Source organism: Microbacterium sp. NPDC056044 (assembly GCF_042267145.1).
Lineage (GTDB): Bacteria > Actinomycetota > Actinomycetes > Actinomycetales > Microbacteriaceae > Microbacterium.
Window position 1 is genome coordinate 507,695 of the sequence record NZ_JBHJWZ010000002.1, and the last position, 20,578, is coordinate 528,272.

20 protein-coding genes are annotated in these 20,578 nt (G+C 70.7%); 13 read left to right on the top strand and 7 right to left on the bottom strand.

From position 1 onward, the window contains the following. The first annotated feature begins 63 nt into the window (after positions 1-63). The 6 genes from ACFC1I_RS07375 to ACFC1I_RS07400 all read left to right on the top strand — a co-directional run bounded on the left by ACFC1I_RS07375 (position 64) and on the right by ACFC1I_RS07400 (position 6,195). Positions 64-1,005, top strand: coding sequence for an EamA family transporter (locus ACFC1I_RS07375; RefSeq protein WP_376007503.1), 942 nt, complete (start codon positions 64-66; stop codon positions 1,003-1,005). 169 nt (positions 1,006-1,174) lie between these two features. Further along, positions 1,175-2,698, top strand: coding sequence for an MATE family efflux transporter (locus ACFC1I_RS07380; protein ID WP_376007505.1), 1,524 nt, complete (start codon positions 1,175-1,177; stop codon positions 2,696-2,698). A 245-nt stretch (positions 2,699-2,943) separates the two neighbouring features. After that, entirely contained in the window at positions 2,944-3,480 is a 537-nt protein-coding gene (locus tag ACFC1I_RS07385; protein WP_376007507.1) for a hypothetical protein, read from the top strand. Positions 3,481-3,528: 48 nt separating this feature from the next. Next, complete coding sequence (locus ACFC1I_RS07390) at positions 3,529-3,894, top strand: ArsR/SmtB family transcription factor (protein WP_376007509.1); 366 nt, start codon at positions 3,529-3,531, stop codon at positions 3,892-3,894. Beyond that, positions 3,891-4,769, top strand: coding sequence for a cation diffusion facilitator family transporter (locus ACFC1I_RS07395; protein ID WP_376007511.1), 879 nt, complete (start codon positions 3,891-3,893; stop codon positions 4,767-4,769). The genes ACFC1I_RS07390 and ACFC1I_RS07395 overlap by 4 nt, the downstream gene beginning before the upstream one ends. 175 nt (positions 4,770-4,944) lie before the next feature. Then, positions 4,945-6,195: an alpha/beta fold hydrolase gene (locus tag ACFC1I_RS07400; protein WP_376007513.1), complete on the top strand. Its 1,251-nt coding sequence runs from the start codon at positions 4,945-4,947 to the stop codon at positions 6,193-6,195. 64 nt (positions 6,196-6,259) lie between these two features. Here ACFC1I_RS07400 and ACFC1I_RS07405 read toward each other — a convergent pair whose 3' ends face one another. Both ACFC1I_RS07405 and ACFC1I_RS07410 read right to left on the bottom strand, forming a co-directional pair. After that, a complete protein-coding gene (locus tag ACFC1I_RS07405) occupies positions 6,260-7,585 on the bottom strand; it encodes a DUF1254 domain-containing protein (protein ID WP_376007515.1) in 1,326 nt (441 codons plus the stop codon). A 5-nt stretch (positions 7,586-7,590) separates the two neighbouring features. After that, the gene (locus tag ACFC1I_RS07410; RefSeq protein ID WP_376007517.1) at positions 7,591-9,033 is read right to left on the bottom strand and encodes a DUF1254 domain-containing protein; all 1,443 of its coding nucleotides are present in this window, start codon (positions 9,031-9,033) and stop codon (positions 7,591-7,593) included. Between the two features lie 437 nt (positions 9,034-9,470). On the opposite strand from ACFC1I_RS07410, the gene ACFC1I_RS07415 reads away from it, so the two are divergent. Continuing rightward, a complete protein-coding gene (locus ACFC1I_RS07415; protein WP_376007519.1) occupies positions 9,471-9,926 on the top strand; it encodes a GyrI-like domain-containing protein in 456 nt (151 codons plus the stop codon). A gap of 57 nt (positions 9,927-9,983) precedes the next feature. On the opposite strand, the gene ACFC1I_RS07420 is transcribed toward ACFC1I_RS07415, so the two are convergent. Together ACFC1I_RS07420 and ACFC1I_RS07425 are read right to left on the bottom strand one after the other, a co-directional pair. Then, positions 9,984-10,163 (bottom strand): CsbD family protein, encoded by a 180-nt coding sequence (locus ACFC1I_RS07420; RefSeq protein WP_045301863.1) that lies wholly within the window; start codon positions 10,161-10,163, stop codon positions 9,984-9,986. Between the two features lie 42 nt (positions 10,164-10,205). Then, positions 10,206-11,069, bottom strand: coding sequence for a hypothetical protein (locus ACFC1I_RS07425; protein WP_376007521.1), 864 nt, complete (start codon positions 11,067-11,069; stop codon positions 10,206-10,208). Positions 11,070-11,230: 161 nt separating this feature from the next. Between ACFC1I_RS07425 and ACFC1I_RS07430 the strand changes: the two genes are divergently transcribed. Together ACFC1I_RS07430 and ACFC1I_RS07435 are read left to right on the top strand one after the other, a co-directional pair. Continuing rightward, entirely contained in the window at positions 11,231-12,043 is an 813-nt protein-coding gene (locus tag ACFC1I_RS07430) for an alpha/beta fold hydrolase (RefSeq protein WP_376007523.1), read from the top strand. Then, positions 12,040-12,348 (top strand): SelT/SelW/SelH family protein, encoded by a 309-nt coding sequence (locus ACFC1I_RS07435; protein WP_376007525.1) that lies wholly within the window; start codon positions 12,040-12,042, stop codon positions 12,346-12,348. Before ACFC1I_RS07430 ends, ACFC1I_RS07435 begins: the two co-directional genes overlap by 4 nt. Positions 12,349-12,426: 78 nt before the next feature. Here the strand turns inward: ACFC1I_RS07435 and ACFC1I_RS07440 are convergent, their stop codons facing one another. Continuing rightward, positions 12,427-12,864, bottom strand: coding sequence for a hypothetical protein (locus ACFC1I_RS07440; RefSeq protein ID WP_376007527.1), 438 nt, complete (start codon positions 12,862-12,864; stop codon positions 12,427-12,429). Between the two features lie 186 nt (positions 12,865-13,050). Between ACFC1I_RS07440 and ACFC1I_RS07445 the strand changes: the two genes are divergently transcribed. The 3 genes from ACFC1I_RS07445 to ACFC1I_RS07455 all read left to right on the top strand — a co-directional run bounded on the left by ACFC1I_RS07445 (position 13,051) and on the right by ACFC1I_RS07455 (position 15,603). Next, complete coding sequence (locus ACFC1I_RS07445; protein ID WP_376007529.1) at positions 13,051-14,436, top strand: pyridoxal phosphate-dependent decarboxylase family protein; 1,386 nt, start codon at positions 13,051-13,053, stop codon at positions 14,434-14,436. Between the two features lie 94 nt (positions 14,437-14,530). Further along, the gene (locus tag ACFC1I_RS07450; RefSeq protein ID WP_376007531.1) at positions 14,531-15,259 is read left to right on the top strand and encodes an acyl-CoA synthetase; all 729 of its coding nucleotides are present in this window, start codon (positions 14,531-14,533) and stop codon (positions 15,257-15,259) included. Next, positions 15,256-15,603 carry an amino acid transporter gene (locus tag ACFC1I_RS07455; RefSeq protein WP_376007533.1) on the top strand — a complete coding sequence of 116 codons (348 nt, stop codon included), beginning with the start codon at positions 15,256-15,258 and terminating at the stop codon, positions 15,601-15,603. Before ACFC1I_RS07450 ends, ACFC1I_RS07455 begins: the two co-directional genes overlap by 4 nt. Positions 15,604-15,693: 90 nt before the next feature. Here ACFC1I_RS07455 and purB read toward each other — a convergent pair whose 3' ends face one another. Both purB and ACFC1I_RS07465 read right to left on the bottom strand, forming a co-directional pair. After that, entirely contained in the window at positions 15,694-17,076 is a 1,383-nt protein-coding gene (purB, locus tag ACFC1I_RS07460; protein ID WP_376007535.1) for an adenylosuccinate lyase, read from the bottom strand. A 45-nt stretch (positions 17,077-17,121) separates the two neighbouring features. Beyond that, on the bottom strand, positions 17,122-17,628 hold the full coding sequence (locus ACFC1I_RS07465; protein ID WP_376007537.1) for a low molecular weight protein-tyrosine-phosphatase: 507 nt from the start codon (positions 17,626-17,628) through the stop codon (positions 17,122-17,124). Between the two features lie 164 nt (positions 17,629-17,792). Here ACFC1I_RS07465 and ACFC1I_RS07470 point away from each other — a divergent pair, with 164 nt between their 5' ends. After that, positions 17,793-20,447: an ExeM/NucH family extracellular endonuclease gene (locus ACFC1I_RS07470; protein ID WP_376007539.1), complete on the top strand. Its 2,655-nt coding sequence runs from the start codon at positions 17,793-17,795 to the stop codon at positions 20,445-20,447. The last annotated feature ends 131 nt before the right edge of the window (positions 20,448-20,578 follow it).

Here is a 20,578-nt window from a genome sequence, read left to right on the forward strand (position 1 = left end):
TACATGGTTTCGTGAGAAAAGCATCGCTGGTACTTCATTGAAGGATCCGGTGAAGTGGAACGCGTGAAGAGACGCGACATGGTGCTGGCGGCGACAGTCGCATCGCTCTGGGGTTTCAACTTCGTCGTGATCGACTGGGGCATGGCGGGCGTACCACCCCTGCTGTTCGTCGCGATCCGGTTCCTGGTGGTCGCTTCTGCGATCGTCGTCGTCCCGAGGCCGCGCGCCTCCTGGCGCACCGTCGTCGGCGTGGGCCTGTTCATGAGCCTCGGGCAGTTCGGCCTGCTGTATACGTCGATGGCGCTGGGGCTCCAACCCGGGCTCGCCGCGCTCGTGCTGCAGGCCCAGGCGGTGTTCACGATCCTCATCGCCGCCGCCGTGCTGCGTGAGCGCCCGACGGCGGCCCAGATCGCCGGCGTCGCACTCGGCGTGGTCGGGCTCGCCATCGTCGCGGCCGGCCGCAGCGGCGACGCCCCCGCGCTCGCGGTGATGCTGGCGTTCGCCGCGGCGTTCTCGTGGGGCATCGGCAATGTGATCTCGCGCCGCGCCGGGGCCGTCAGCGGACCTGGTCGACTCGGTTCGCTGTCACTCACCGTGTGGTCGGCGCTGGTGGTCCCCGCCCCCGCCCTGATGCTGTCGTTCGTGGTCGAGGGTCCAGAGGTGATCGCGTCGGGCCTCGCCACGTTCGGGTGGCAGGCGGCTCTGTCGACGCTCTACACCGCGGTGCTGTGCACGATCATCGGCTACTCGATCTGGAACGGCCTGCTCGCTCGAAACCCGTCCGCCGCGGTGGTGCCGTGGGTGCTGCTGGCACCGGTCGTCGCGATGGCATCGGCCGCGCTGCTGCTAGGCCAGATCCCCACGCCCGCAGAGATCATCGGCGGCCTGCTCCTCGTCGGCGGTGTGCTCGTCACCGGACTGCGGCAGCGAGGCTCTCGACGGGCACGTCCCACGCCTCGTCGATATCGGCTCCGGTTGGGAACCGCTCTGCGATCTCGAGGCTGATGAGCTCGGCAGGGTCGTCGAAAGCTCCGGGTTTGCGCAAGAAGTTGACATGGGGATGGTCCCCCCGAATCGATTCGATACACTGGGTCGTTGCCGCTCGGCATCCGCCGTCGCCTGCGGGCGCAGCATCCGTCCCCCTCTTTCGCCTTCTCGTTCGAGAGCCGCCTTCATGACCACCGCTCTGACGACGGGCCGCCCTTGGCGCGTCATCGTCCTGTTCTCCGTCCCGCTGCTCATCGGCAACGTGGTGCAGCAGCTGTACCACTTCGTCGACGCCGTCGTCGTGGGGCGCCATCTCGGCGTCGACGCGCTCGCCGCGGTGGGCGCGACGGGCAGCATGCTGTTCCTGCTGCTCGGCTTCGCGTGGGGTCTCACGTCCGGATTCGCGATCCCGACGGCTCAGGCGTTCGGGGCGCGCGACCATGCGGCGGTGCGGCGTTCGGTCGCGGCGGGCACGATCCTCACGGCCATCTGCACGCTGCTGCTCACGGTCGGCGCGCCGCTGCTCACGGCGCCCCTGCTCGAGCTGCTGCGCACGCCCGCCGAGCTCATGGACGACGCCATCGTCTTCGCGCAGATCAGCTTCCTCGGCGCCGGCGCGCTGATGTTCTTCAACTACCTGTCGGCGATCATCCGCGCGATCGGCGACTCGCGCACGCCGCTCGTGTTCCTCACGATCGCGTGCGCGCTCAACGTCGCGCTCGTGATCGTCATGGTCGGCCCGCTCGGCTGGGGCGTCGGCGGCGCGGCGCTCGCCACTGTGGTGTCGCAGGCGATCTCGGTGCTGCTCTGCCTGGAGTTCGTACGGCGACGGATGCCGGTGCTCCACGTCCGCCGCAGCGACTGGCGTGTGAGCCGGGCCGAACTCGCGGAGCACCTCCGCCTGGGTCTGCCGATGGGCTTCCAGGCGTCGATCATCGCGATCGGAACCCTGTCGGTGCAGGTCGCGCTTAACGAGCTCGGCGCGGACGCCGTCGCCGCGTACACCGCGGCATCGCGGGTCGACGGCCTCGCGGTGGCGCTCCTGCAGTCACTCGGCCTCGCCGTGTCGATGTTCGTCGCGCAGAACCACGGCGGCGGCCGGCCCGACCGCATCCGCCGCGGCGTGATCGAGGCGACGTGGATCTCGGTCGGCGCAGCCATCGTGCTCGGCGCGCTGCTCATCGCGTTCGGCGCGATGACGGTGCAGCTGTTCCTCGACGAGGGCTCTGGCGGCGTGGTCGAGATGGCCGCGCAGATGCTCGCGATCAACGGCGCGACCTACTGGATCCTGGGGATCCTGTTCGTCCTCCGCGGGGCACTGCAAGGCCTCGGCCACACGCTCATTCCGACCGTCACCGGAGTCATCGAACTCGTCATGCGCGTCGGCGCGGCGGTGCTGCTCGGCAGCTTGTTCGGCTTCATCGGCGTCGCGGCGAGCAACCCGCTCGCGTGGCTCGGCGCGGTGGTGGTGCTGGTTCCGGCGTACATCGTCGCGCACCGGCAGCTGGGCAAGGCGCCGATCACGCCGATGGTCGCGACGCTCACGACCCCGATCCCGGTCATCGGCCCGACGGACGGCTCGATGGTCGTCGACGCCATCGTCACGCAGCCCATCGTGCTGCCGACCGCTTCGTCGGGCGGTGGCGTGGCGCGGCGGGCGCGGCGGTTCCGGTTCGCGCCGTCGCGCGACAAGCGGCGCACGCGCGGCTGATCCGGCCCGGGGCGGGGACGGGGTGCCCGTCGCGTCGCTCGAGTGGGCCGGTTGGTCGCTTCCGCGGTGTGATGCGACGGTGCGGGGCCAACCCGGCTCGGCGTTCGCCGAGACAGGGGGTTTCCGACGAGACCGGGGGCGTGGCCCTCGGTTTCGGCGCGGATCCCCGGTTTCGACGCCGGCAACGGACCCGGAATGGATGCTGCGCCCCGGCGCGGGCGGTCGGGCCTCAGTAGAGTGCGGCCATGACGGGCGTCTACCCGCGGGACCTCGCGTTCATCGCGGCCGCCTTCGGGGTTGCAGCGCTGGTGTGGTCCGCGTGGGCGCAGGAGCATCCTCCGCGAGGCTGGTGGTGGCGGGCGGCCCTCGGCATCGGGAGCCTCGCGGGGCTCGCGCTCGCGGTGGTCGGCAGCGTTCTGCTCGCGCGCCAGTGGGCGACGCCGACCGCGATCGAACCGGGGACGACCGCATTCGTCTTCTACATCGTCGTGTTCTGGGTCGAGCTCGCGTTCGCGGTGGTGCTCGCGATCCTCGCGGTCCGCGCGGGATGGTCCGACTTCGTCTCGCCTGCCCTCCTCGCACTCGTCGGCCTCGACCTCGTCGTCCTCGCACCGGCGCTGCACCAGCCGTTCCTCTTCGTGCCGGCGGTGCTCCTCATCGGCGTCGCCGGGTGGGCGCTGTTCGCGCCGTCGGATGACGTCGCGCGGAGCTTCTGGTGCGGCATCCTCGGCGCACCCGTGTTCCTCGCCGCAGGCGCGTGGGCGGCCCTCGCGACCGGCTGATCCGCCTGTCCGGCGACTCGCGGGAGGAGAACGTCGTAATATCTGCGTATGAGTGCAGATAAGCAGCGATGCGGATACGCGGTCGACAGTCCCTTCGTCGAACTGGCGGTCGAGGTCTTCGCGATGCTCGCCGACGCCACCCGGGTGCGGATCGTCCTCGCGCTGCAGGACTCGGGGGAACTCTCGGTGAATCACCTCGCCGACATCGTCGACAAGTCCCCGGCGGCCGTGTCGCAGCACCTCGCGAAGCTCCGGCTGGCCCGCATCGTCTCGACCCGCCAGGAAGGTCAACGGGTCTTCTACCGGCTCGAGAACGAGCACGCGTCGCGCCTGGTCGCCGACGCGATCTACCAGGCCGAGCACTCGCTGGGCGGCACGCCCCGCCACCACCACACCGAGAAGGCCGCGGAATGAACGCGAAGACCGCCGGGCACCACGCCCACGACGAGAACCGGCACCACGCCCACCACGCCCACCACTCCCACGGCGCCCACGGACACTCCCACCCCGGCGGGTTCCGCGGCGTGCTCCACGAGCTGTTCGTGCCGCACTCCCACGACGCCGCCGACTCGATCGACGACGCGATGGAGGCGCATTCCGCCGGCGTCCGCGCCCTGAAGATCAGCCTCGTCATCCTGCTCGCGACGACGGTGGTGCAGGCGATCGTCGTGGCCTTCAGCGGGTCGGTCGCGCTCCTCGCCGACACCGTGCACAACCTCTCCGACGCGCTCACCGCCGTCCCGCTGTGGATCGCGTTCGTGCTCGGCCGTCGCGCGGCGTCCCGGCGCTACACCTACGGACTCGGCCGCGCCGAAGACCTCGCCGGACTGTTCATCGTGTTCGTCGTCGCGCTGTCCGCGGTCGTCGCGGCGTGGCAGGCGATCGACCGCATCCTGCATCCACAGCCCCTCGACAACCTCGGCTGGGTCATCGCCGCGGGCGTCATCGGGTTCGCCGGCAACGAGGCGGTCGCGATCTACCGCATCCGCGTGGGCAAGCGCATCGGCTCGGCCGCGCTCGTCGCCGACGGCGTCCACGCGCGAACCGACGGCTTCACGTCGCTGGCGGTCGTGCTCGGCGGCATCGGCGTGCTCCTCGGCTTCCCGCTCGCCGATCCCATCGTCGGCCTCATCATCGCCGCCGCGATCTTCGTGCTCCTGATCGGCACGGTGCGCAGCGTCGGCCGCCGGCTGCTCGACGGTGTCGAACCCGAGCTCGTCGACCGCGCCGAGCACGCGATCGAGCACGTCGACGGAGTCCAGCGCATCGACCGCGTCCGCCTCCGCTGAGTCGGACACCGCCTCCAGGGCGACGCGGTCGTCATCGCCGCTGCGGAGACGGATGCCTCGTTCCTCGCCAATGCCGCGGAGTCCAGCATCCGTTCCCACCTGCGCAATGTCGACGACTTCACGGTCACGGTCCGTTCCACGATCGACGTCGGGGGCCACGCCTAGGCTCGTTGCCATGTCTGTGACGACGCGCCGCATGCAGGATCTGACCATCGACGACCACTTCCTCACGGTCCCCCTGGTGTGGGGCGATCCGGCGGACGCCCGCACGATAGACATCCACGCGGCGGTCGTCACGCGAGAGGGCGGCGAAAGGCTGCCGTACCTGGTGTTCCTGCAGGGCGGGCCGGGGCACGAGGCGCCGCGCGCGTTCCACTCGCCGTCGGGGCCGTCGTGGCTCGACGCGGCGCTCGAGCACTACCGCGTGGTGCTGCTCGACCAGCGCGGCACCGGGCTCTCGACCCCGATCGGCGACGATGATCTCGCCCGTGACGCTTCCGAGCTCGCCGAGTACATCACGCACCTGCGGGCCGACGCGATCGTGCGCGACTGCGAGGCCGTCCGCCAGCACCTCGGGGCCGACCGGTGGAGCGTGCTGGGGCAGTCCTTCGGCGGGTTCACCACCCTGGCGTATCTGTCGACGGATGCTGCGTCCCTCGAGCACGTCTACATCACCGGTGGCCTGAGCGCCGTGGGACGCCACCCCGACGACGTCTACGCCCTCACGTACGACAAGATGCGCGACGAGTCCGAGAAGTACTACCGCCGCTTCCCCGCCCACCGCGACGCGATGCGGCGCGTGATCGATCTCGCGATCGACGGCGAGCTCGTGCTCCCCGGCGGGGAGGTCGCGTCGGTCTCGCGGGTGCGATCGGTGGGTTCGGCACTCGGTCTCAACGACGGCTGGCAGACGGTGTGGGGTCTGCTCGAACGCGATCCGCGGTCGAACGCCTTCCGCCACGATCTCGCGGCCGCGATGCCGTTCGGCACCCGCAACCCGCTGTACTTCGTGTTCCACGAGTCGAGCTACGCCGACGGCCACGCCACCCGGTGGTCGGCCGAGCGCACCGAGCCCGATGACTTCCGCGACGACCCGACGCTCTTCACGGGCGAGCACGTGCGCCGGGAGTGGCTCGACACGGTGCCCGGCTTCCAGCCGTGGCGCGACGTGACCCTCGCGCTCGCGGAGTTCGAGTGGCCGTCGCTCTACGACGCCGACGCGCTCGCCGCGTCCGACGCACGCGGTGCCACCGCCGTGTACGTCAACGACGTGTACGTGCCGTTCGAGTTCTCGATGGAGACGGCACGGCTCCTGCCCGGCGTCACGCCGTGGATCACGAGCGAGCACGAGCACAACGGCCTGCGCGGCGGCGGCGACGTACTCGAGCGCCTCATCGACCTCGCCCACGGACGCCGCGTCCGCTGACCGCGGCGCCGACCAAGGGGACACGGATGCCGCGGCACGAGCCCGCGCCGCGGCATCCTGTCGATCACGTGTCGAGGCGGGTGATCGGCGGCGGGGCGTAGGTGCCGTCGAGCACAGAGGCGTCGGGCATGTACATGCGCAGGATCGGGCGGAACGCGCCCTCGGGAGTCGGCAGCCAGTTGGCCGCAGCATCCGTCTCCGAAGGCCGCGTGCGGCTCATGCGGATCGTGAGGCCGCCGTCGGCGTCGGTGACGATGCCGGGGGTGCGGTCGCCCACCGAGTAGCGGTCGATCTCGTTCGCGACGAGGTAGAACTCCGGCAGCGCGTACATCGTGACCGACCAGAAGGCGTCGACGGGCGGCGGTGGCGAGAGTCGCACCTCGTACGCGTGGTCACCGCTGAGCGGCTGCCCGTCGGCGTCGAGGAACGTCATGACGTAGGCGGCCTCGTAGCCGTGGTTGCCCCAGAGCCCCGCGCGGGCGGCGACGGCGCGCTCGACGATGCGTCGCTTCGGATCGGCGATCTTCCAGGCGGGCTCGTCCTTCGTGCCGACCCCGAAGAAGTCGAGGTTGTAGTCGAAGACGTGCACCGTGTTCGACCAGGTGCCCGGCTTCGCGCCGGCGGCGGCACCGGCCATCGCCTGGGTGATCGCGCCGTTCCCGGCCTCGAAGCCGGCGCGCAGCGCGGCCTGCTGCTCGTCGCCGAGCTCGCCGACCGGTGTATCGCCGGTGAGGCCGAGCGCCGCGAACGACGCCTGCAGCGCCTCGTCGCGCGGTGCCGGCGCGAACGCCTGCGACCACAGGCGGTACTTCTCCCAGAAGTCGAGCGCCGCGTCGCCGTGCACCTCGACACCCGGAACGCCGGTGGCCACCGCCTCCGTGTCGAGCGGCGCGAGCGTCGTGGCGTCCTGCAGCGCGTGCACCGCTGGCAGGTCGTCGACGCCCGAGCACGACCACCTGCCCACTATCGACACGACGCGCGTCGGGGCGTGGATAACGGTCAGGTCCGCAGCATCCCCCTCCCATCCGGGCGGGACGATCAGGAAGTCGCCGGCGTCATTGCCCGTGCCGCGCGTGCCGACGTAGGCGAAGTTGTCGGTCCAGGCGTCGACGAACTGCAGCACGTAGTACCGGTCGGAGGCCGGCACCGAGAGCCGCACCGGCCCGACGCCGAGGTCGAGCTGGGCGATCGAGTAGAGGGTGTCGTTGTTGATCGACACGAACGTGTCGGCGGCCGACGCGAGGGTGCGCGCATGTGAGAACGCGTTGAACGGCGCCTGCGCGTTGGCCCCGACACCGGTCGTCGTGTACCGGATCACCTGCTCGAGGTTGAAGACGAGCGGGAATCCGTAGAGGTACGACTCGGTGGCGAGGGAGTCGAGGTCGGTCATGCGGGTCAGCTCACCTTCGTGACTTCGGGCAGCTGCCAGGTCTTGTCGAACCACGGCTCGAGCGGGCCGTAGAGCCGCACCATCGGGAACCACGACTTGCCGGGGATGGTCGGGATCCAGTTGGATGCCTTGCCCTCGGGCGCGGTCGGCGAGAACCACAGCACGTACGAGCCGTCGTCTTCGGCCTGCACCGATCCCGAGAGGCTCGAGAGCGCCGGGTACTCCGTGGACTGCAGGAGCGACCGGGTCTGCGTGTCGTAGAGGTCGATCGACCAGAAGTTCTTCGCGGGCGGGTCGGCGGGGATGCGCAGCGAGTACGTCGCCGAGCCGTCGAGCACGTGACCGTCGCCGTCCTCGGCGGTGTACGCGTACGCGGAGCCTGCGCCGACCTGCGCGTGGGACATCGCCGGGGTGATCACCGTCGCGAAGTAGTGGAACTCGGTGCGGGCGTCGAGGTTGCGCGCGCCGCCCCGGAGGAATTCGTAGCTGCCGCCGACGAACGCGTTCTTCCACGACGAGCCTTCCCAGAAGAAGGCGTCGGGATCGCGGGGCTTGTACACCAGCGTCCGCGCGATCGCGGCGCCGATGCGGGCGGCGTCGTCGAGGATGCCGCGCCGGTGCTCGTCGGGGGTGAACGGCCGGCCGTGCACCAGGCCGATCGAGGCGAGCGTGCCGGCGCGCTCGGGGTCGAGCGCCGTCGTCGGCTCCTCCGCGACGAGTTGCGCGATCTCCTCGTAGAACGTGAAGTCGTTCGCGTGCACCGTGTTCTGCAGCACGGACGCGATGTTCAGGAACGTGTTCTCGCGGGGCGCAGCGGCTTCGGCGAGCGGGTAGATCCGCGTCTGCTTCATCGCCGGAACGCCGCCCAGCGCGCGCAGCACCACCCAGTTGGTGAAGGTCGGCGACTCGTACGTGAAGTACCCCTCGGGGCGCTCGCCGTCGTATCCGGGCGGGAGGAAGAGGTACTTGCCGCCCGCGCCCTTGTCGGGGCCGGCGATGCCCATGTCGGCGACGTAGCGGAACCAGAAGTCGTCGACGACGCAGAGCGACTCGGGCGGCGCCTCGATGACCGTCGGCCCCCACGCCTTGAGGTCGAGGAACGTCGTGCCGTACGTCGTCTCGGTGTTGGGCGTGAGGAACAGGCTGCCCGAGTTCGCCCGCGGGTCGGTGTATCCGATCTTGTCGGGCGCATCGACGCCTGCCGAGCGCAGACCGCGCCGCATCGCCACGAGCGAGGCGCCGGGAACCGCGGTGAGGAACGCGTCGATCCCGCGCAGCAGGTCGAGCGCGTCGAAGATCGACTGCACGGATTCGGCCTTGGGCACGCCGTCGAAGAACTCGAGGTCGCCGAACGGCGTCGAGAGCACGTCCGGCGTGGCGAGGTGGGTCACCTCCTCGGCAAGCTGCTCCTTCGTCAGTCCCGCCCCGGGGGTGCCGTCGATCGCCATGCGCTTCCCTTCGTCGCAGACGCCGCCCCCCGGCGGCGCCCGTCCTCCGCATTGTGCCAGGTGCCGGCGGCGCCCCGTAACGCACAGAGTGGGTGATCCTGAGCGCTTTCGTGCCGAAACACGGGTCCGTGACGCAACACGCCGGGGCGCAGCATCCATCACCGGCGTGTCGCCGTGACCGACCCGTGTTTCGGCAAGGAGAGCCACGGAAGGAGGGAGATGGATGCTGCGGCCCGGGGGCGGAATCCAGCCCCGGGAACGACGACGACAGGATGGCGAGCAGCGCCGAGAGGGGCGGCGGGAGGGGAGATGCGGAGGACGACGTCCTTGTTCAGAATGGGCACGGCGCCATCGTGTCGCGACGTCGATGTCCGACCCCAGGGTCAGGATGCACCTGGCGAGATGCGATCGCCGCCCGAACTCGAAGGAGAGCAACGATGACCGCCATCGAATACCGCCGGCTCGAACCTGTCACCGTCTATGCGGCGTCAGGCGTCGCGGCGGGCAGTCAGGACGTCTCCGGGGTGGTCGACCAGATCCTGCCGCCGCTGCACGACGCCCTCGAGGCTGCTGGCGTCGAGTACCTCGAGCCCGGGACGTTCTGGTACGAGCCGCTCGACGGCGGCGACCTGCGCGTGTGGGTGTCGTGGCTCGTCGGCGGCGAACCGGTGCCGGGCGACGGCTGGCAGGTCGTCGAGCTTCCCGCGGCCGAGCGCGCCGCCGTCACGACGTATCGCGGCGAGATGAGCGGCATCGGCGACGCGTGGGGCGCGTTCATGCAGGCGGTCGCCGCCGACGGCGCCGAGTTCGACGGCCCGTGCCGCGAGGTGTACCTCCAGGCCGACGGCCCGCAGTCCACGTGGGTGACCGAGCTGCAGCAGCCGGTCGCCTGACCCGGCGCACGGCGACGCCCCGGGTCGCAGGGATCCCGGGGCGTCGCCGTCGGCAGATCACCGGTCGCCGGTGAACGCGTCCTTGATGTCGTCGCCGGCCTTCTTCATCTTGGCGCTGGCCTGATCGGCCACGCCCTCGGCCTGCAGCTTCTCGTTGTCGGTCGCGTCGCCGACCTTCTCCTTCACCTTGCCCTTCATGTCTTCGGCATTGTGCTTGATGTCGTCATCCAGACCCATGGGCGGATCCCCTTCTCTCGTGGTCTTGCGTGGGGGCGAGGTTCAATAGCGGACGGTGTCGACGCGGTCGACGCCGTCCAGGCCGACGCGGTCGACACGGCGGTGGTAGCTCATGCCCGCCATGCCGCCGAGGACGGCCGCGACGAGCGTGATCACCGCGGCGCCGACGGCGGTGAGGATGCCGGTGACCGTGGCCGTATCGGCGGTCACCGGGATGCGCGGGAAGATGTCGACGTTCGCGAGGATGTCCCACTGGCTGCCCGCGATCAGCGTGATCACGGCGACGACGATCGCCATGACGATCGCCCACAGCCACACCGCGAAACCCTGCTTCGCGCCGCTGAACCGCGCCATGCGGCCGGCGACGTAGCCGCCGGCGAAGTACGCGACGAACAGCACGACGGCGATGGCGATCGCGCCGATGATGGTCGCCGTGCCGAGATTGCTCGTCGCGGCCTCGGCGGCGTCGTCGACCGCCTGGGGTGAGGTGAGGCCTGTGGCGGCGCCGATCGCGGCGACCACGGCGGTCAGCGCGACGAGCGCGCCGAGTGCGGTGAGCCAGCCGAAGAAGGCGCTGCCGAACTTGATGCCGCCGAAGCGCTCGCGCTCGCGAGTCGCGACGACGTCGCGCAGCGACGCCTCGCGGTGCTCGGAGACGCTGTCGATGTCGCGGGCACGGCGTGCTTCCTGCACGTCGGGCACACCGTCGCGGTCGGCGTGGACCGGGCGTTCCTGCGTGAGCGGGCGGGTGCCGTCGATGTCGCGGGTGGTGTCGGTACGGGGATCGGTGGCCAGCGGGCGCGTGCGGTCGGCATCCGGGTCGCGGGTGAGGTCGCGATCGCGACCCGGCTCCGCGTCGGTCGTCCGCGGATCCGTCGTGCGGTAGTCGCGGTTGTCGGTGCTCATGACCTGAACGTAAGCGGAGCACCCGCGACACTCAGCCCGGTTGACATCAGGCCCGACGCGAGGTAGCCGCCAGTCCTTTCCGCCCGGGCGGAAAGGACTGGGAACCGCTGTCCGACGCGTGAGTGCCCGTCGGCGCGGGGGTGCAGGAGCAGAATGGCGACATGGATGCCGTGGCCCCGATCCTGCGCACCGCGATGCCGCAGCCGAGCTTCATCATGTCGGCGGAGGGCTATCAGCTCGCGACGTACGCCTGGGGCGATCCCGAGGCCGACACGGTGCTGTGCGTGCACGGATTTGCGTCCAGCTGCCGCGACAACTGGGTCGAGACCGGGTGGGTGCGCATGCTCACGAGCGCGGGCTACCGCGTCATCGGCGTCGATCAGCGCGGGCACGGCGCGAGCGACAAGCCCGCCGACCCGGCGGCGTACTCGATGGGTGCGTTCGTCGCCGACCTCATCGCCGTGCTCGACACCTACCTCGTCGACGACGTGCGCTACGTCGGCTACTCGCTGGGGGCCCGTGTCGGCTGGCAGCTCGCCGTCGACGCGCCGGAGCACGTGAGCCGCGCGGTGCTCGGCGGCATCCCCGACGGGCGCCCCCTCGGCCGGCTGCGCATCGAACAGGCGCGGGCGTATGCCGAGAGCGGCATACCCGTCGAGGACCCGGTCACCCAGAACTACGTGACGCTCGCCGAGCGCGTGCCCGACAACGACCTGCGGGCCCTCATCGCGCTCGCCGAGGGCATGCGGTTCGGCGACGCCGACCCCGATCCCGAACGCCCGCCGCGCCAGCCGGTGCTGTTCGCGACAGGTTCCGAGGACGCCATCCTGCAGCGCTCGCGCACGCTCGCGGCGACCGCGCCGCACGGCCGGTTCCTCGAGATCCCGGGGCGGCACCACTTCAACGCCCCGGGCTCCCGGGCGTTCCGCGATGCGGCCGCGGAGTTCCTGGCGGCGGACGGGACGGGCGCATGAACCACCGCATCCGCGTCGTCTATTGCACCCAGTGCGCGTGGATGCTCCGCGCGGCATGGGTCGCCCAGGAGCTCCTCACCACCTTCCAGGACGAGCTCATGGGCGGTGGCGCGACCCTCGAACCGGGCACCGGCGGGATCTTCGAGGTCTACGCCGACGACGAGCTCGTCTGGTCCCGCAGAGTCGACGGCGGCTTTCCCGACATCGTCGCCCTCAAGCGCCGCGTGCGCGACCGCATCGCCCCGGGCCGGGCGCTCGGCCACGCCGACCGCGCCGCCGCGACGCCGGCCGGCCCCGGCGACTGACCTCACGCATGACAGCGGGGCGCAGCATCCGTCATCGAAACGGATGCTGCGCCCCGCTGTGCGTCGGTCGCGCTCGGTTCAGGCCACGGCGGCTGCGACGAGCTCGCTGATCTTCTTCTCGACGGCGGGCGTCCAGGCGAGGACCGCGAAGCCCGTCGACCAGAAGTCGCCGTCGTCGAGGTGGGCGGTCTCGTCGAACTGGATGGTCGCGTAGCGGGTCTTGAACTTCGAGGCGGGCTGCGTGAAGACGACGACCTTGCCGGCCGCGTTCGCGTAGGCGGGGAACCCGTAATAGGTCTTGGGCACGAGGTCGGGGGCGACTTCGCCGACCACCTTGTGCAGGCCCTCGGCGATGTCGCGGTCGGTGCCGTCGAGCTTCTCGATCGCCTCGCGCACCTGCTTCGTGCCCGCCTCGCGGCTCTTGCCCGCCTTGGCCTGGTCGCGCAGCTCCTTCGCGCGGTTCTTGACCGCCTCGCGCTCCTCCTGGGACAGTCCGTCTGCCGCCGTCTTCGCCATGATCGTCTCCTTCACGCTGGTGGGCGCCTTCGCGTCCCGTGATCTTCACGCTACTCACGGGGTCTCGGCCGTGCTTCTCCATTCCTGCTTGATCGCCGGCGGCCGCCGGCATCCCACCCGCGCACCCTTGAACGCCGCGGCCCGCCCCCTCTACCGTGAGGTGTCACCCGACCGGCAGGAGCATCCATGACCTCGCCCAGCGACCCCGAAGAGATGCACGCCATCTCGGCCGACACGCGTCACACCGTCGAGGACGTGCTCGAGTACGCGCGGCGCCGGGCGCTGTACGAGGACGTGCCGCTCGACAAGCCGATGACCCCGCGCGATCTCGAGCGCCTGGCGTCCGGTTCGATCAGCGCCGAGGGCATCGGTTCGCGCCGCGCGATCGCGCTCTTCGAGAACGTCCTCGCGCCGGCGTGCGTGTCGACCGACCACCCCGGGTACCTGTCGTTCATCCCCTCGGCCCCGAGCAAAGCCTCGCTGGCGTTCGACGTCGTGGTCTCGGCATCCGCCATCTACGGAGGCTCGTGGGTCGAAGGCGCCGGCGCGGTGTTCGCCGAGAACGAGGTGCTGCACTGGCTCGCGAGGGAGTTCGGCCTGCCCGCGGGCGCCGGCGGGGTGTTCGTGCAGGGCGGCACGATCGGCAACCTCTCGGCGCTCGTGACGGCTCGGGATGCTGCGCGCCGCCGCGCGGCCGAACAGGGGCGCCCGCTCCCGCCGCGGTGGATCGTGGTGTGCAGTGCCGAGGCGCACTCGTCGATCGCATCGGCCGCCGCGGTCATGGACGTGGACGTCGCGACGGCCGAGGTGGACGCGAACGGCCGGCTGCACGGCGACGCCGTCGCGCGCGTGCTCGACGAGCACGGCGACGCGGTGTTCGCGGTGGTCGCCACCGCCGGCACGACCAACTTCGGCATCGTCGACGACATCGGGGGCGTCGGCGCGGTTGCCCGCGAGCGGGGCATCTGGTTCCACGTCGACGGCGCGTACGGCCTCGCGGCGATGCTCGTCGAGAGCACGCGGCCCGTCTTCGCGGGCGTCGAGCTCGCCGACTCGCTGATCGTCGACCCGCACAAGTGGCTGTTCGCGCCGTTCGACGCGTGCGCGCTCCTCTACCGCGAGCCCGCCCTGGCGCTCGACGCCCACACGCAGAAGGCCGAGTACCTCGACACCCTCACCGGCAAGCCGGACTGGAATCCGTCCGACCTCGCCATCCAGCTCACGCGCCGGGCGCGCGGCCTGCCGCTGTGGTTCTCGCTCGCGACCCACGGCACCGAGCAGTACCGCGCCACGATCGCGTACGGCATCGACCTCGCCCGGCGGATCGCCGACGAGATCGAGTCCCGCGACGGCTTGTCGCTCGTGCGCGACCCGCAGCTGTCGGTCGTGGTGTTCCGCCGCGAGGGCTGGACGCTCGCCGACTACGAGGCCTGGTCGAGTCGCCTGCTCGAGGAGCAGCACGCGTTCGTCGTGCCGAGCTCCCACGCCGGCGAGCCGGTGCTGCGCTTCGCGATCATCTCGCCGCTCACGACCTTCGAGCTGCTGACCGCGATCCTCGACACCCTGGAGTGAGGCGACCGCGGGTGCCGGAAGCTCCCAGCCGCGACGCACGTAGACTGGGGGCATCCGTTTCCCGCATCCGGGAACTCGCCGCTTCAGGATCACCGTGACCTCAGCCGAATCCCGCACGTTCGCCGTGCGCCATGTGCAGCTCGCGCGCGCCGCGTTCGCCGCGCTCGCCGCGCTCATGATCACGTTCTCGCCGGATCACTCCGCCCTGGTCGGCAGCTCGGTGTTCAGCGGCTTCACGATCGCGACCGGCCTCGTGCTGCTCCTCGCGGTGTGGCTGGTGTACCCGAAGGGCCTGCGCTGGCCGTCGGCCACGCTCGGCGGCGTCGCCATCGTCGCGGGCATGGCGAGCGGCCTGTATCCGCTCCGCACCGTCACGGGCTTCTTCGTCATCGTGATCGCGTGGGCGTTCGTCAGCGGCGTCATCGAGCTCATCGCGGGCTGGCGCGGCCTCCGCGGCCACCGCGAGCGGCGCGAGATCGCGCCCGGCGTCGCCGATGCGCGGCCCGCAGCCCTCGTGGGTCCCCGCTCCGAGAGCCGCGACGCGGCCGTGGTGGGCGTCCTCACGATCCTCCTCGGCATCGCGCTGCTCTTCGTGCAGCCCGCGTACGCGCTGGACTACACGATCGAAGAGGCGCACGCGACGTTCACCCTCACCGGCATCACGATCGGCGTCGGCCTGTTCGGCGGCTACGCCGCGATCGTCGCCGTGTACCTCGGCATCGCCGGCTTCTCGCCGCGCCCGGTCGAGGTCGCCGACACTCCTGACTTGACTGCGGAGGCGTCCGCGTCCGCCGATCCCACCCCCCAGAAGGACTCCGCGTGAGCCACGAAAGCCCCACCCGCCGCGACCTCATGAAGCCCCTGCAGCTGCTCGGGCTCGCCTTCGCGGCCGCCCTGTTCGCGGGCATCGTGACGCTCGTGTCGATGGGCTTCTTCCAGCAGCGCGCCCCCGGCGAGGCCGAGCGCGCGGTCGTCATGGCGCTCATCATCGCGGGCGTCAGCTTCATCGCGGTGCTGCTCATCGTGTCGCTGCTCCTGCTCGCGGTCGACCCCGCCCAGGTGACCAAGCAGATCGACAGGCCGGTCCTCTTCGACGACGACGACTCCGACACCCCCGATCAGGATCAGGATCCGGATGCTGCGGCCTCCGGTGACCCGAAGGCCTGAGCCCGGACGCACCCGCGCCGAGAATCGCGAAAAGGGAGATCTCCGCACGCGGAGATCTCCCTTTTCGTGTTCCCGGGATCCGGAACCAGGTCAGCCGAGCTCGTCGACCAGCTGGGACGCGAGCCCGTCGTACGTCGCGGGCGTCAGGGCGAGCAGGCGCTCCTTGGCCTCGTCGCCGATGTCGAGGCCGCGCACGAACTCCGCGAGCTCGGGGGCGCCGACACGGCGGCCGCGGGTGAGGTCCTTGAGGAGCGCGTAGGGGTCGCTGATCTGCGAGCGGCCGGCGGCGATCTCGGCGCGCACCACCGTCTGGATGGCCTCGGCGAGCACCTCCCAGTTGCCGTCGAGATCGGCGAGCAGCACGTCCTCGGCGAGCGCGATCTCCTTGAGGCCGCGCTGCAGGTTGTCGAGGGCGAGCAGCGAGTGCCCGAACGCGACGCCGATGTTGCGCTGCGTGGTCGAGTCCGTCAGGTCGCGCTGCAGGCGCGAGGTGACGAGAGTCTGCGACAGGGTCGCGAGGAGGCCCCCCGAGATCTCGAGGTTGGCCTCGGCGTTCTCGAACCGGATCGGGTTGATCTTGTGCGGCATCGTCGAAGAGCCCGTGGCCCCGGCCACCGGGATCTGCGTGAAGTAGCCGATCGAGATGTAGGTCCAGATGTCGGTCGCGAGGTTGTGCAGGATGCCGCCGGCGTGACGCGCGCGGTCGTACAGCTCGACCTGCCAGTCGTGCGACTCGATCTGGGTCGTGAGGATGTTGAAGTCGAGACCCAGACCCTCGATGAACGCGCGGGAGACCTCGGGCCAGTCCACGTCGGGAGCGGCCGAGAGGTGCGCCGACCATGTGCCGGTCGCGCCCGAGAACTTCGCGAGGTACTCGCCGCCCTCGATCTGGTCGGCGACCCGCGCCAGGCGCCAGGCGAACACGCCGAGCTCCTTGCCCATGGTCGACGGCGTCGCCGGCTGGCCGTGCGTGCGCGACAGCATGGCGGCATCGCGGTGGCTCACGGCGAGCTCGGTGAGCGCCGCGATCACGGCGCGCAGCTTCGGCAGCCACACGCGCTGCACCGCGCGCTGCACGGTGAGGGCGTAGGAGGTGGAGTTGATGTCCTCGCTGGTGCACGCGAAGTGCGTCAGCTCGGCGATGGCGTCGAGTCCGAGCGTCGAGAGGCGGTCGCGCACCAGGTACTCGACGGCCTTGACGTCGTGACGGGTCACCGACTCCTTCTCGGCGAGCCAGTCGATCTCGGCCTGGCCGAACTCGAGGTACAGCGCGCGCAGGCGGTCCTTGTCGGCATCGGCGAGGGGCGACGTGCCGAACAGCGAACGGTCGGTGAGGGCGATGAGCCACTCCACCTCGACCTCGACGCGGGCACGGTTCAGGCCCGCTTCGGAGAGGAACTCGCCGAGCTCGACCACGGCGGGGCGGTAGCGCCCGTCGAGGGGGCTGAGGGGCTGAGGGGGAAGAGAGGTCACGGTGGCTCCCGTCGATACCGTCGAAGACGCCGTCGATGCCGGTGCTCAAGGCACCGGGCGGATGGCGGGTTCGAGTTGCCGGAAGAGCGCCCGGCTCGCGCTCTCGATCATACCGAGCACCTCGTCGAACATTCCGGGCCCGGCATAGTACGGGTCGGGCACGTCCATCGTCCGGGCCGCCGGATCGAACGACAGCAGCAGCGCGATCTTGTCGGCGTCGCCCTCGTTGCGCGCCCAGCCGCGGAGGATCCGCTCGTGGCTGCGGTCGAGCGCGACGACCAGGTCGCTGCGCGCGAAGTCCGAGTGCGTGAACTGCCGCGCGCGGTGATGCGAGCCGTCGTAGCCCGCCCGCTCGAGGGCCTCGATGGTGCGGAGGTCTGCCTGCTCGCCGACATGCCAGTCGCCGGTGCCGGCACTCGTCGAGGCGACCCGGCCGCCCAGGCCCGAGGCATCCGCGAATCCCCGGAACACCACCTCCGCCATCGGCGAGCGGCAGATGTTCCCGGTGCACACGAACACGACACGGAAGGGCGTCGCGTCGCTCGCGGTCATGGGTTCCATTGTGGACCGAGCCGACACCGAACGTTAAGGAGTTCTCCTCTCCGGGTCTTTCGGGGACGGATGCTGCTCCCCTAGCTTGTGTCGAACGGGCGGCGACCCCTGCTGCCCTGTCCCCATGCGCGGTCCACCGACCGCCGTCATCCTGTGGAGGTTTCGTGTCCCCAGCACCCCGCCCTATCGTCGCCGCGGTCGCAGCCGCGGCGCTGGCCGCCGGAGGAGTCGCGGCATTCGCCGCACCTGCGGCTGCAGCATCCGGTGATCTGTTGATCAGCGAGTACGTCGAAGGCTCTTCGAACAACAAGGCCGTCGAGATCTACAACCCGTCGACCGCGAGCGTCGACCTGGCCGCCTCGGGCTACCAGCTGCTGCAGTACTCGAACGGAAACTCGACCGTCAGCCTGACGATCAACCTGACCGGATCCATCGCGCCGGGCGACGTCTACGTGGTCGCACACGGCGGCGCAGCCGAGGCGGTCCGCACCGTCGCGGACCAGCTCACGGCCACCAACGCCGGCATGTTCAACGGCAACGACGCCGTCGCGCTGGTGAAGAACGGCGTCGCCGTCGACGTCTTCGGCCAGATCGGCGTCAACCCGGGCGACCCGGGCTGGGGCGCCGGCACGCCCAACGCGACGCTCAACCACACCCTGCGCCGCGCGGCCGACATCTGCGTCGGCGACGCCGACGGAGCGGACGCGTTCGATCCGACGGTCGGCTGGGTGGGATTCGCGCAGGACACCTTCGGCGGCCTCGGGTCGCACGACGCCGACTGCGCCCTCGAGCCGCCGACCGACCCCGACCCGGATCCCGAGCTCGAGGCGGACTGCACCGCGACCCCGGTGACGATCGGGTCGGTGCAGGGTTCCGGCGCGGCGTCGCCGATCCAGGGACAGGACGTGCTGATCAAGGGCGTCGTCGTGGGCGACTTCCAGACCGGCGGGTTCGACGGGTACTACGTGCAGGACGCCGGCGACGGCGACCCGGCCACCTCCGACGGCGTGTTCGTCTACGCACCGGGCGGCGCTGCCGTCGAGGTCGGCGACAGCGTCAGCGTCGCGGGCGAGGTCGCGGAGCACTTCGGCATGACCCAGGTCGTGGCCGCCGACGTCGAGGTGTGCGCGACCGGGCAGGCGCTGCCAGCGCCGGCCCCGCTCACGCTCCCGGCGACGAACGCCGAGCGCGAGGCGCTCGAGGGCATGTACGTGACGCTCCCGCAGAAGCTCGCGATCGGCGAGACGTTCGAGTACGGCCGCTTCGGCACGATCACGCTCACCAACGGGCGACTCGACCAGCCGACCGCCGTCGCCGAGCCCGGAGCGGCCGCCAACGCGCTCGCCGCCGCCAACCTCGACAACAGCATCACGCTCGACGACGGCCGCGGCAGCCAGAACCCCGACCCGGCGATCCACCCGGACGGCGCGGAGTTCACGCTCGCGCACTCGTTCCGCAGCGGCGACATCGTCCAGAACGCCACCGGCATCCTGGACTACCGCTTCGACACGTGGGGCGTTCAGCCGACCGAGGGTGCCGACTTCACCGTCGCCAACGCGCGGACCGGCGTGCCCGACGTGGGCGGTGACCTGAAGATCTCGAGCTTCAACGTGCTGAACTACTTCACCTCGATCGATCCGACGCCGACCAACTCGAACGACGACGACTACTACCGGGGTGCGGACACGGCCGAGGAGCTGAAGCGCCAGCAGGACAAGATCGTCGCTGCGCTCGCCGCGATCGACGCCGACGTGTTCGGCCTGCTCGAGATCGAGAACAACGGCACCGCCGTCCAGGCGCTGGCCGACGCGCTGAACACGAAGGTGGGTGCGGGCACCTACGTGCCGGTGACCACCGGTGTGATCGGCACGGACGCGATCACCACGGCGGTCATCTACAAGCCGTCGACGGTGACCCCCGTCGGGGCGTACCAGCTGATGACGAGCGCGGTCGACCCGACGTGGTCGGACACGCGGCACCGCCCCGCGGTCACGCAGCGGTTCGCGTCGACCGAGACGGGCGAGGAGTACGTGGTGTCGGTCAACCACCTGAAGTCGAAGGGCTCGGCGTGCTCCGAGAGCCCCGACCTCGGTGACGGCCAGGGCAACTGCAGCGCATCGCGCACGGCGGCCGCCACGGCGCTCACGAAGTGGCTCAACGAGACGGTGGCTCCCGACGGTCGCGCGATCGTCATCGGCGACCTGAACTCGTACGACCACGAGGACTCGATCGACGCGTTCGTCGCGGGCGGCTTCACCGACCTGGAGAAGCAGTTCAACGGCGAGCACGCGTACTCGTACGTCTTCGACGGCCAGCTGGGCTACCTCGACTACGCGCTCGCGCAGCCCGCGCTCACCGCGGACGTGTCGGGGGTCTCGTCGTGGCACATCAACTCGGACGAGCCGAGCCTGATCGACTACGACATGTCGTTCAAGCAGCCCGCGCAGGACGCGCTGTACGCGCCCGACGCCTACCGGTCGAGCGACCACGACCCGGTGATCGTCGGGCTGAACCTGACGCCTCCCGACACCACCGATCCCACCATCGAGGTGACGGCCGACCCGACGCTGCTCTGGCCGCCGAACAACAAGATGCGCGCGATCGAGTTCGAGATCGACGCCGCCGACGACCGCGGCGACGTCACGGTCGAGCTCACCGACGTCAGCGTCTCGGGCGCCAAGGCGGCGTGGACCCAGGTCGATGACGACACCTTCCAGGTGCGCGCTTCGAAGGGCTCCGTCTACCGCTTCACTTGGACGGCGACGGATGCTGCGGGCAACACCGCTACCGACACGGTCGAGGTGACGGTCGGCAAGTAGCCGGCTGCGCCTCAGGCCCTGAGGGGCGTCGTTCCGATGAGGAGCGGCGCCCCTTCGCCGTGTGCGGGCCCTCCTCCACAGCGGACGCCGAGGGTCGACTGTGAACAGATCGAGGCCGGTGTGCCCCGCGG

What these genes read in the sequence shown, in the direction of transcription:
- ACFC1I_RS07380 (WP_376007505.1), top strand. Translation starts at nt 1,175, where the DNA reads ATGACCACCGCTCTGACGACGGGCCGCCCTTGGCGCGTCATCGTCCTG.
- ACFC1I_RS07385 (WP_376007507.1), top strand. Translation starts at nt 2,944, where the DNA reads ATGACGGGCGTCTACCCGCGGGACCTCGCGTTCATCGCGGCCGCCTTC.
- ACFC1I_RS07390 (WP_376007509.1), top strand. Translation starts at nt 3,529, where the DNA reads ATGAGTGCAGATAAGCAGCGATGCGGATACGCGGTCGACAGTCCCTTC.
- ACFC1I_RS07395 (WP_376007511.1), top strand. Translation starts at nt 3,891, where the DNA reads ATGAACGCGAAGACCGCCGGGCACCACGCCCACGACGAGAACCGGCAC.
- ACFC1I_RS07400 (WP_376007513.1), top strand. Translation starts at nt 4,945, where the DNA reads ATGTCTGTGACGACGCGCCGCATGCAGGATCTGACCATCGACGACCAC.
- ACFC1I_RS07405 (WP_376007515.1), bottom strand. Translation starts at nt 7,585, where the DNA reads ATGACCGACCTCGACTCCCTCGCCACCGAGTCGTACCTCTACGGATTC.
- ACFC1I_RS07410 (WP_376007517.1), bottom strand. Translation starts at nt 9,033, where the DNA reads ATGGCGATCGACGGCACCCCCGGGGCGGGACTGACGAAGGAGCAGCTT.
- ACFC1I_RS07415 (WP_376007519.1), top strand. Translation starts at nt 9,471, where the DNA reads ATGACCGCCATCGAATACCGCCGGCTCGAACCTGTCACCGTCTATGCG.
- ACFC1I_RS07420 (WP_045301863.1), bottom strand. Translation starts at nt 10,163, where the DNA reads ATGGGTCTGGATGACGACATCAAGCACAATGCCGAAGACATGAAGGGC.
- ACFC1I_RS07425 (WP_376007521.1), bottom strand. Translation starts at nt 11,069, where the DNA reads ATGAGCACCGACAACCGCGACTACCGCACGACGGATCCGCGGACGACC.
- ACFC1I_RS07430 (WP_376007523.1), top strand. Translation starts at nt 11,231, where the DNA reads ATGGATGCCGTGGCCCCGATCCTGCGCACCGCGATGCCGCAGCCGAGC.
- ACFC1I_RS07435 (WP_376007525.1), top strand. Translation starts at nt 12,040, where the DNA reads ATGAACCACCGCATCCGCGTCGTCTATTGCACCCAGTGCGCGTGGATG.
- ACFC1I_RS07440 (WP_376007527.1), bottom strand. Translation starts at nt 12,864, where the DNA reads ATGGCGAAGACGGCGGCAGACGGACTGTCCCAGGAGGAGCGCGAGGCG.
- ACFC1I_RS07445 (WP_376007529.1), top strand. Translation starts at nt 13,051, where the DNA reads ATGACCTCGCCCAGCGACCCCGAAGAGATGCACGCCATCTCGGCCGAC.
- ACFC1I_RS07465 (WP_376007537.1), bottom strand. Translation starts at nt 17,628, where the DNA reads ATGACCGCGAGCGACGCGACGCCCTTCCGTGTCGTGTTCGTGTGCACC.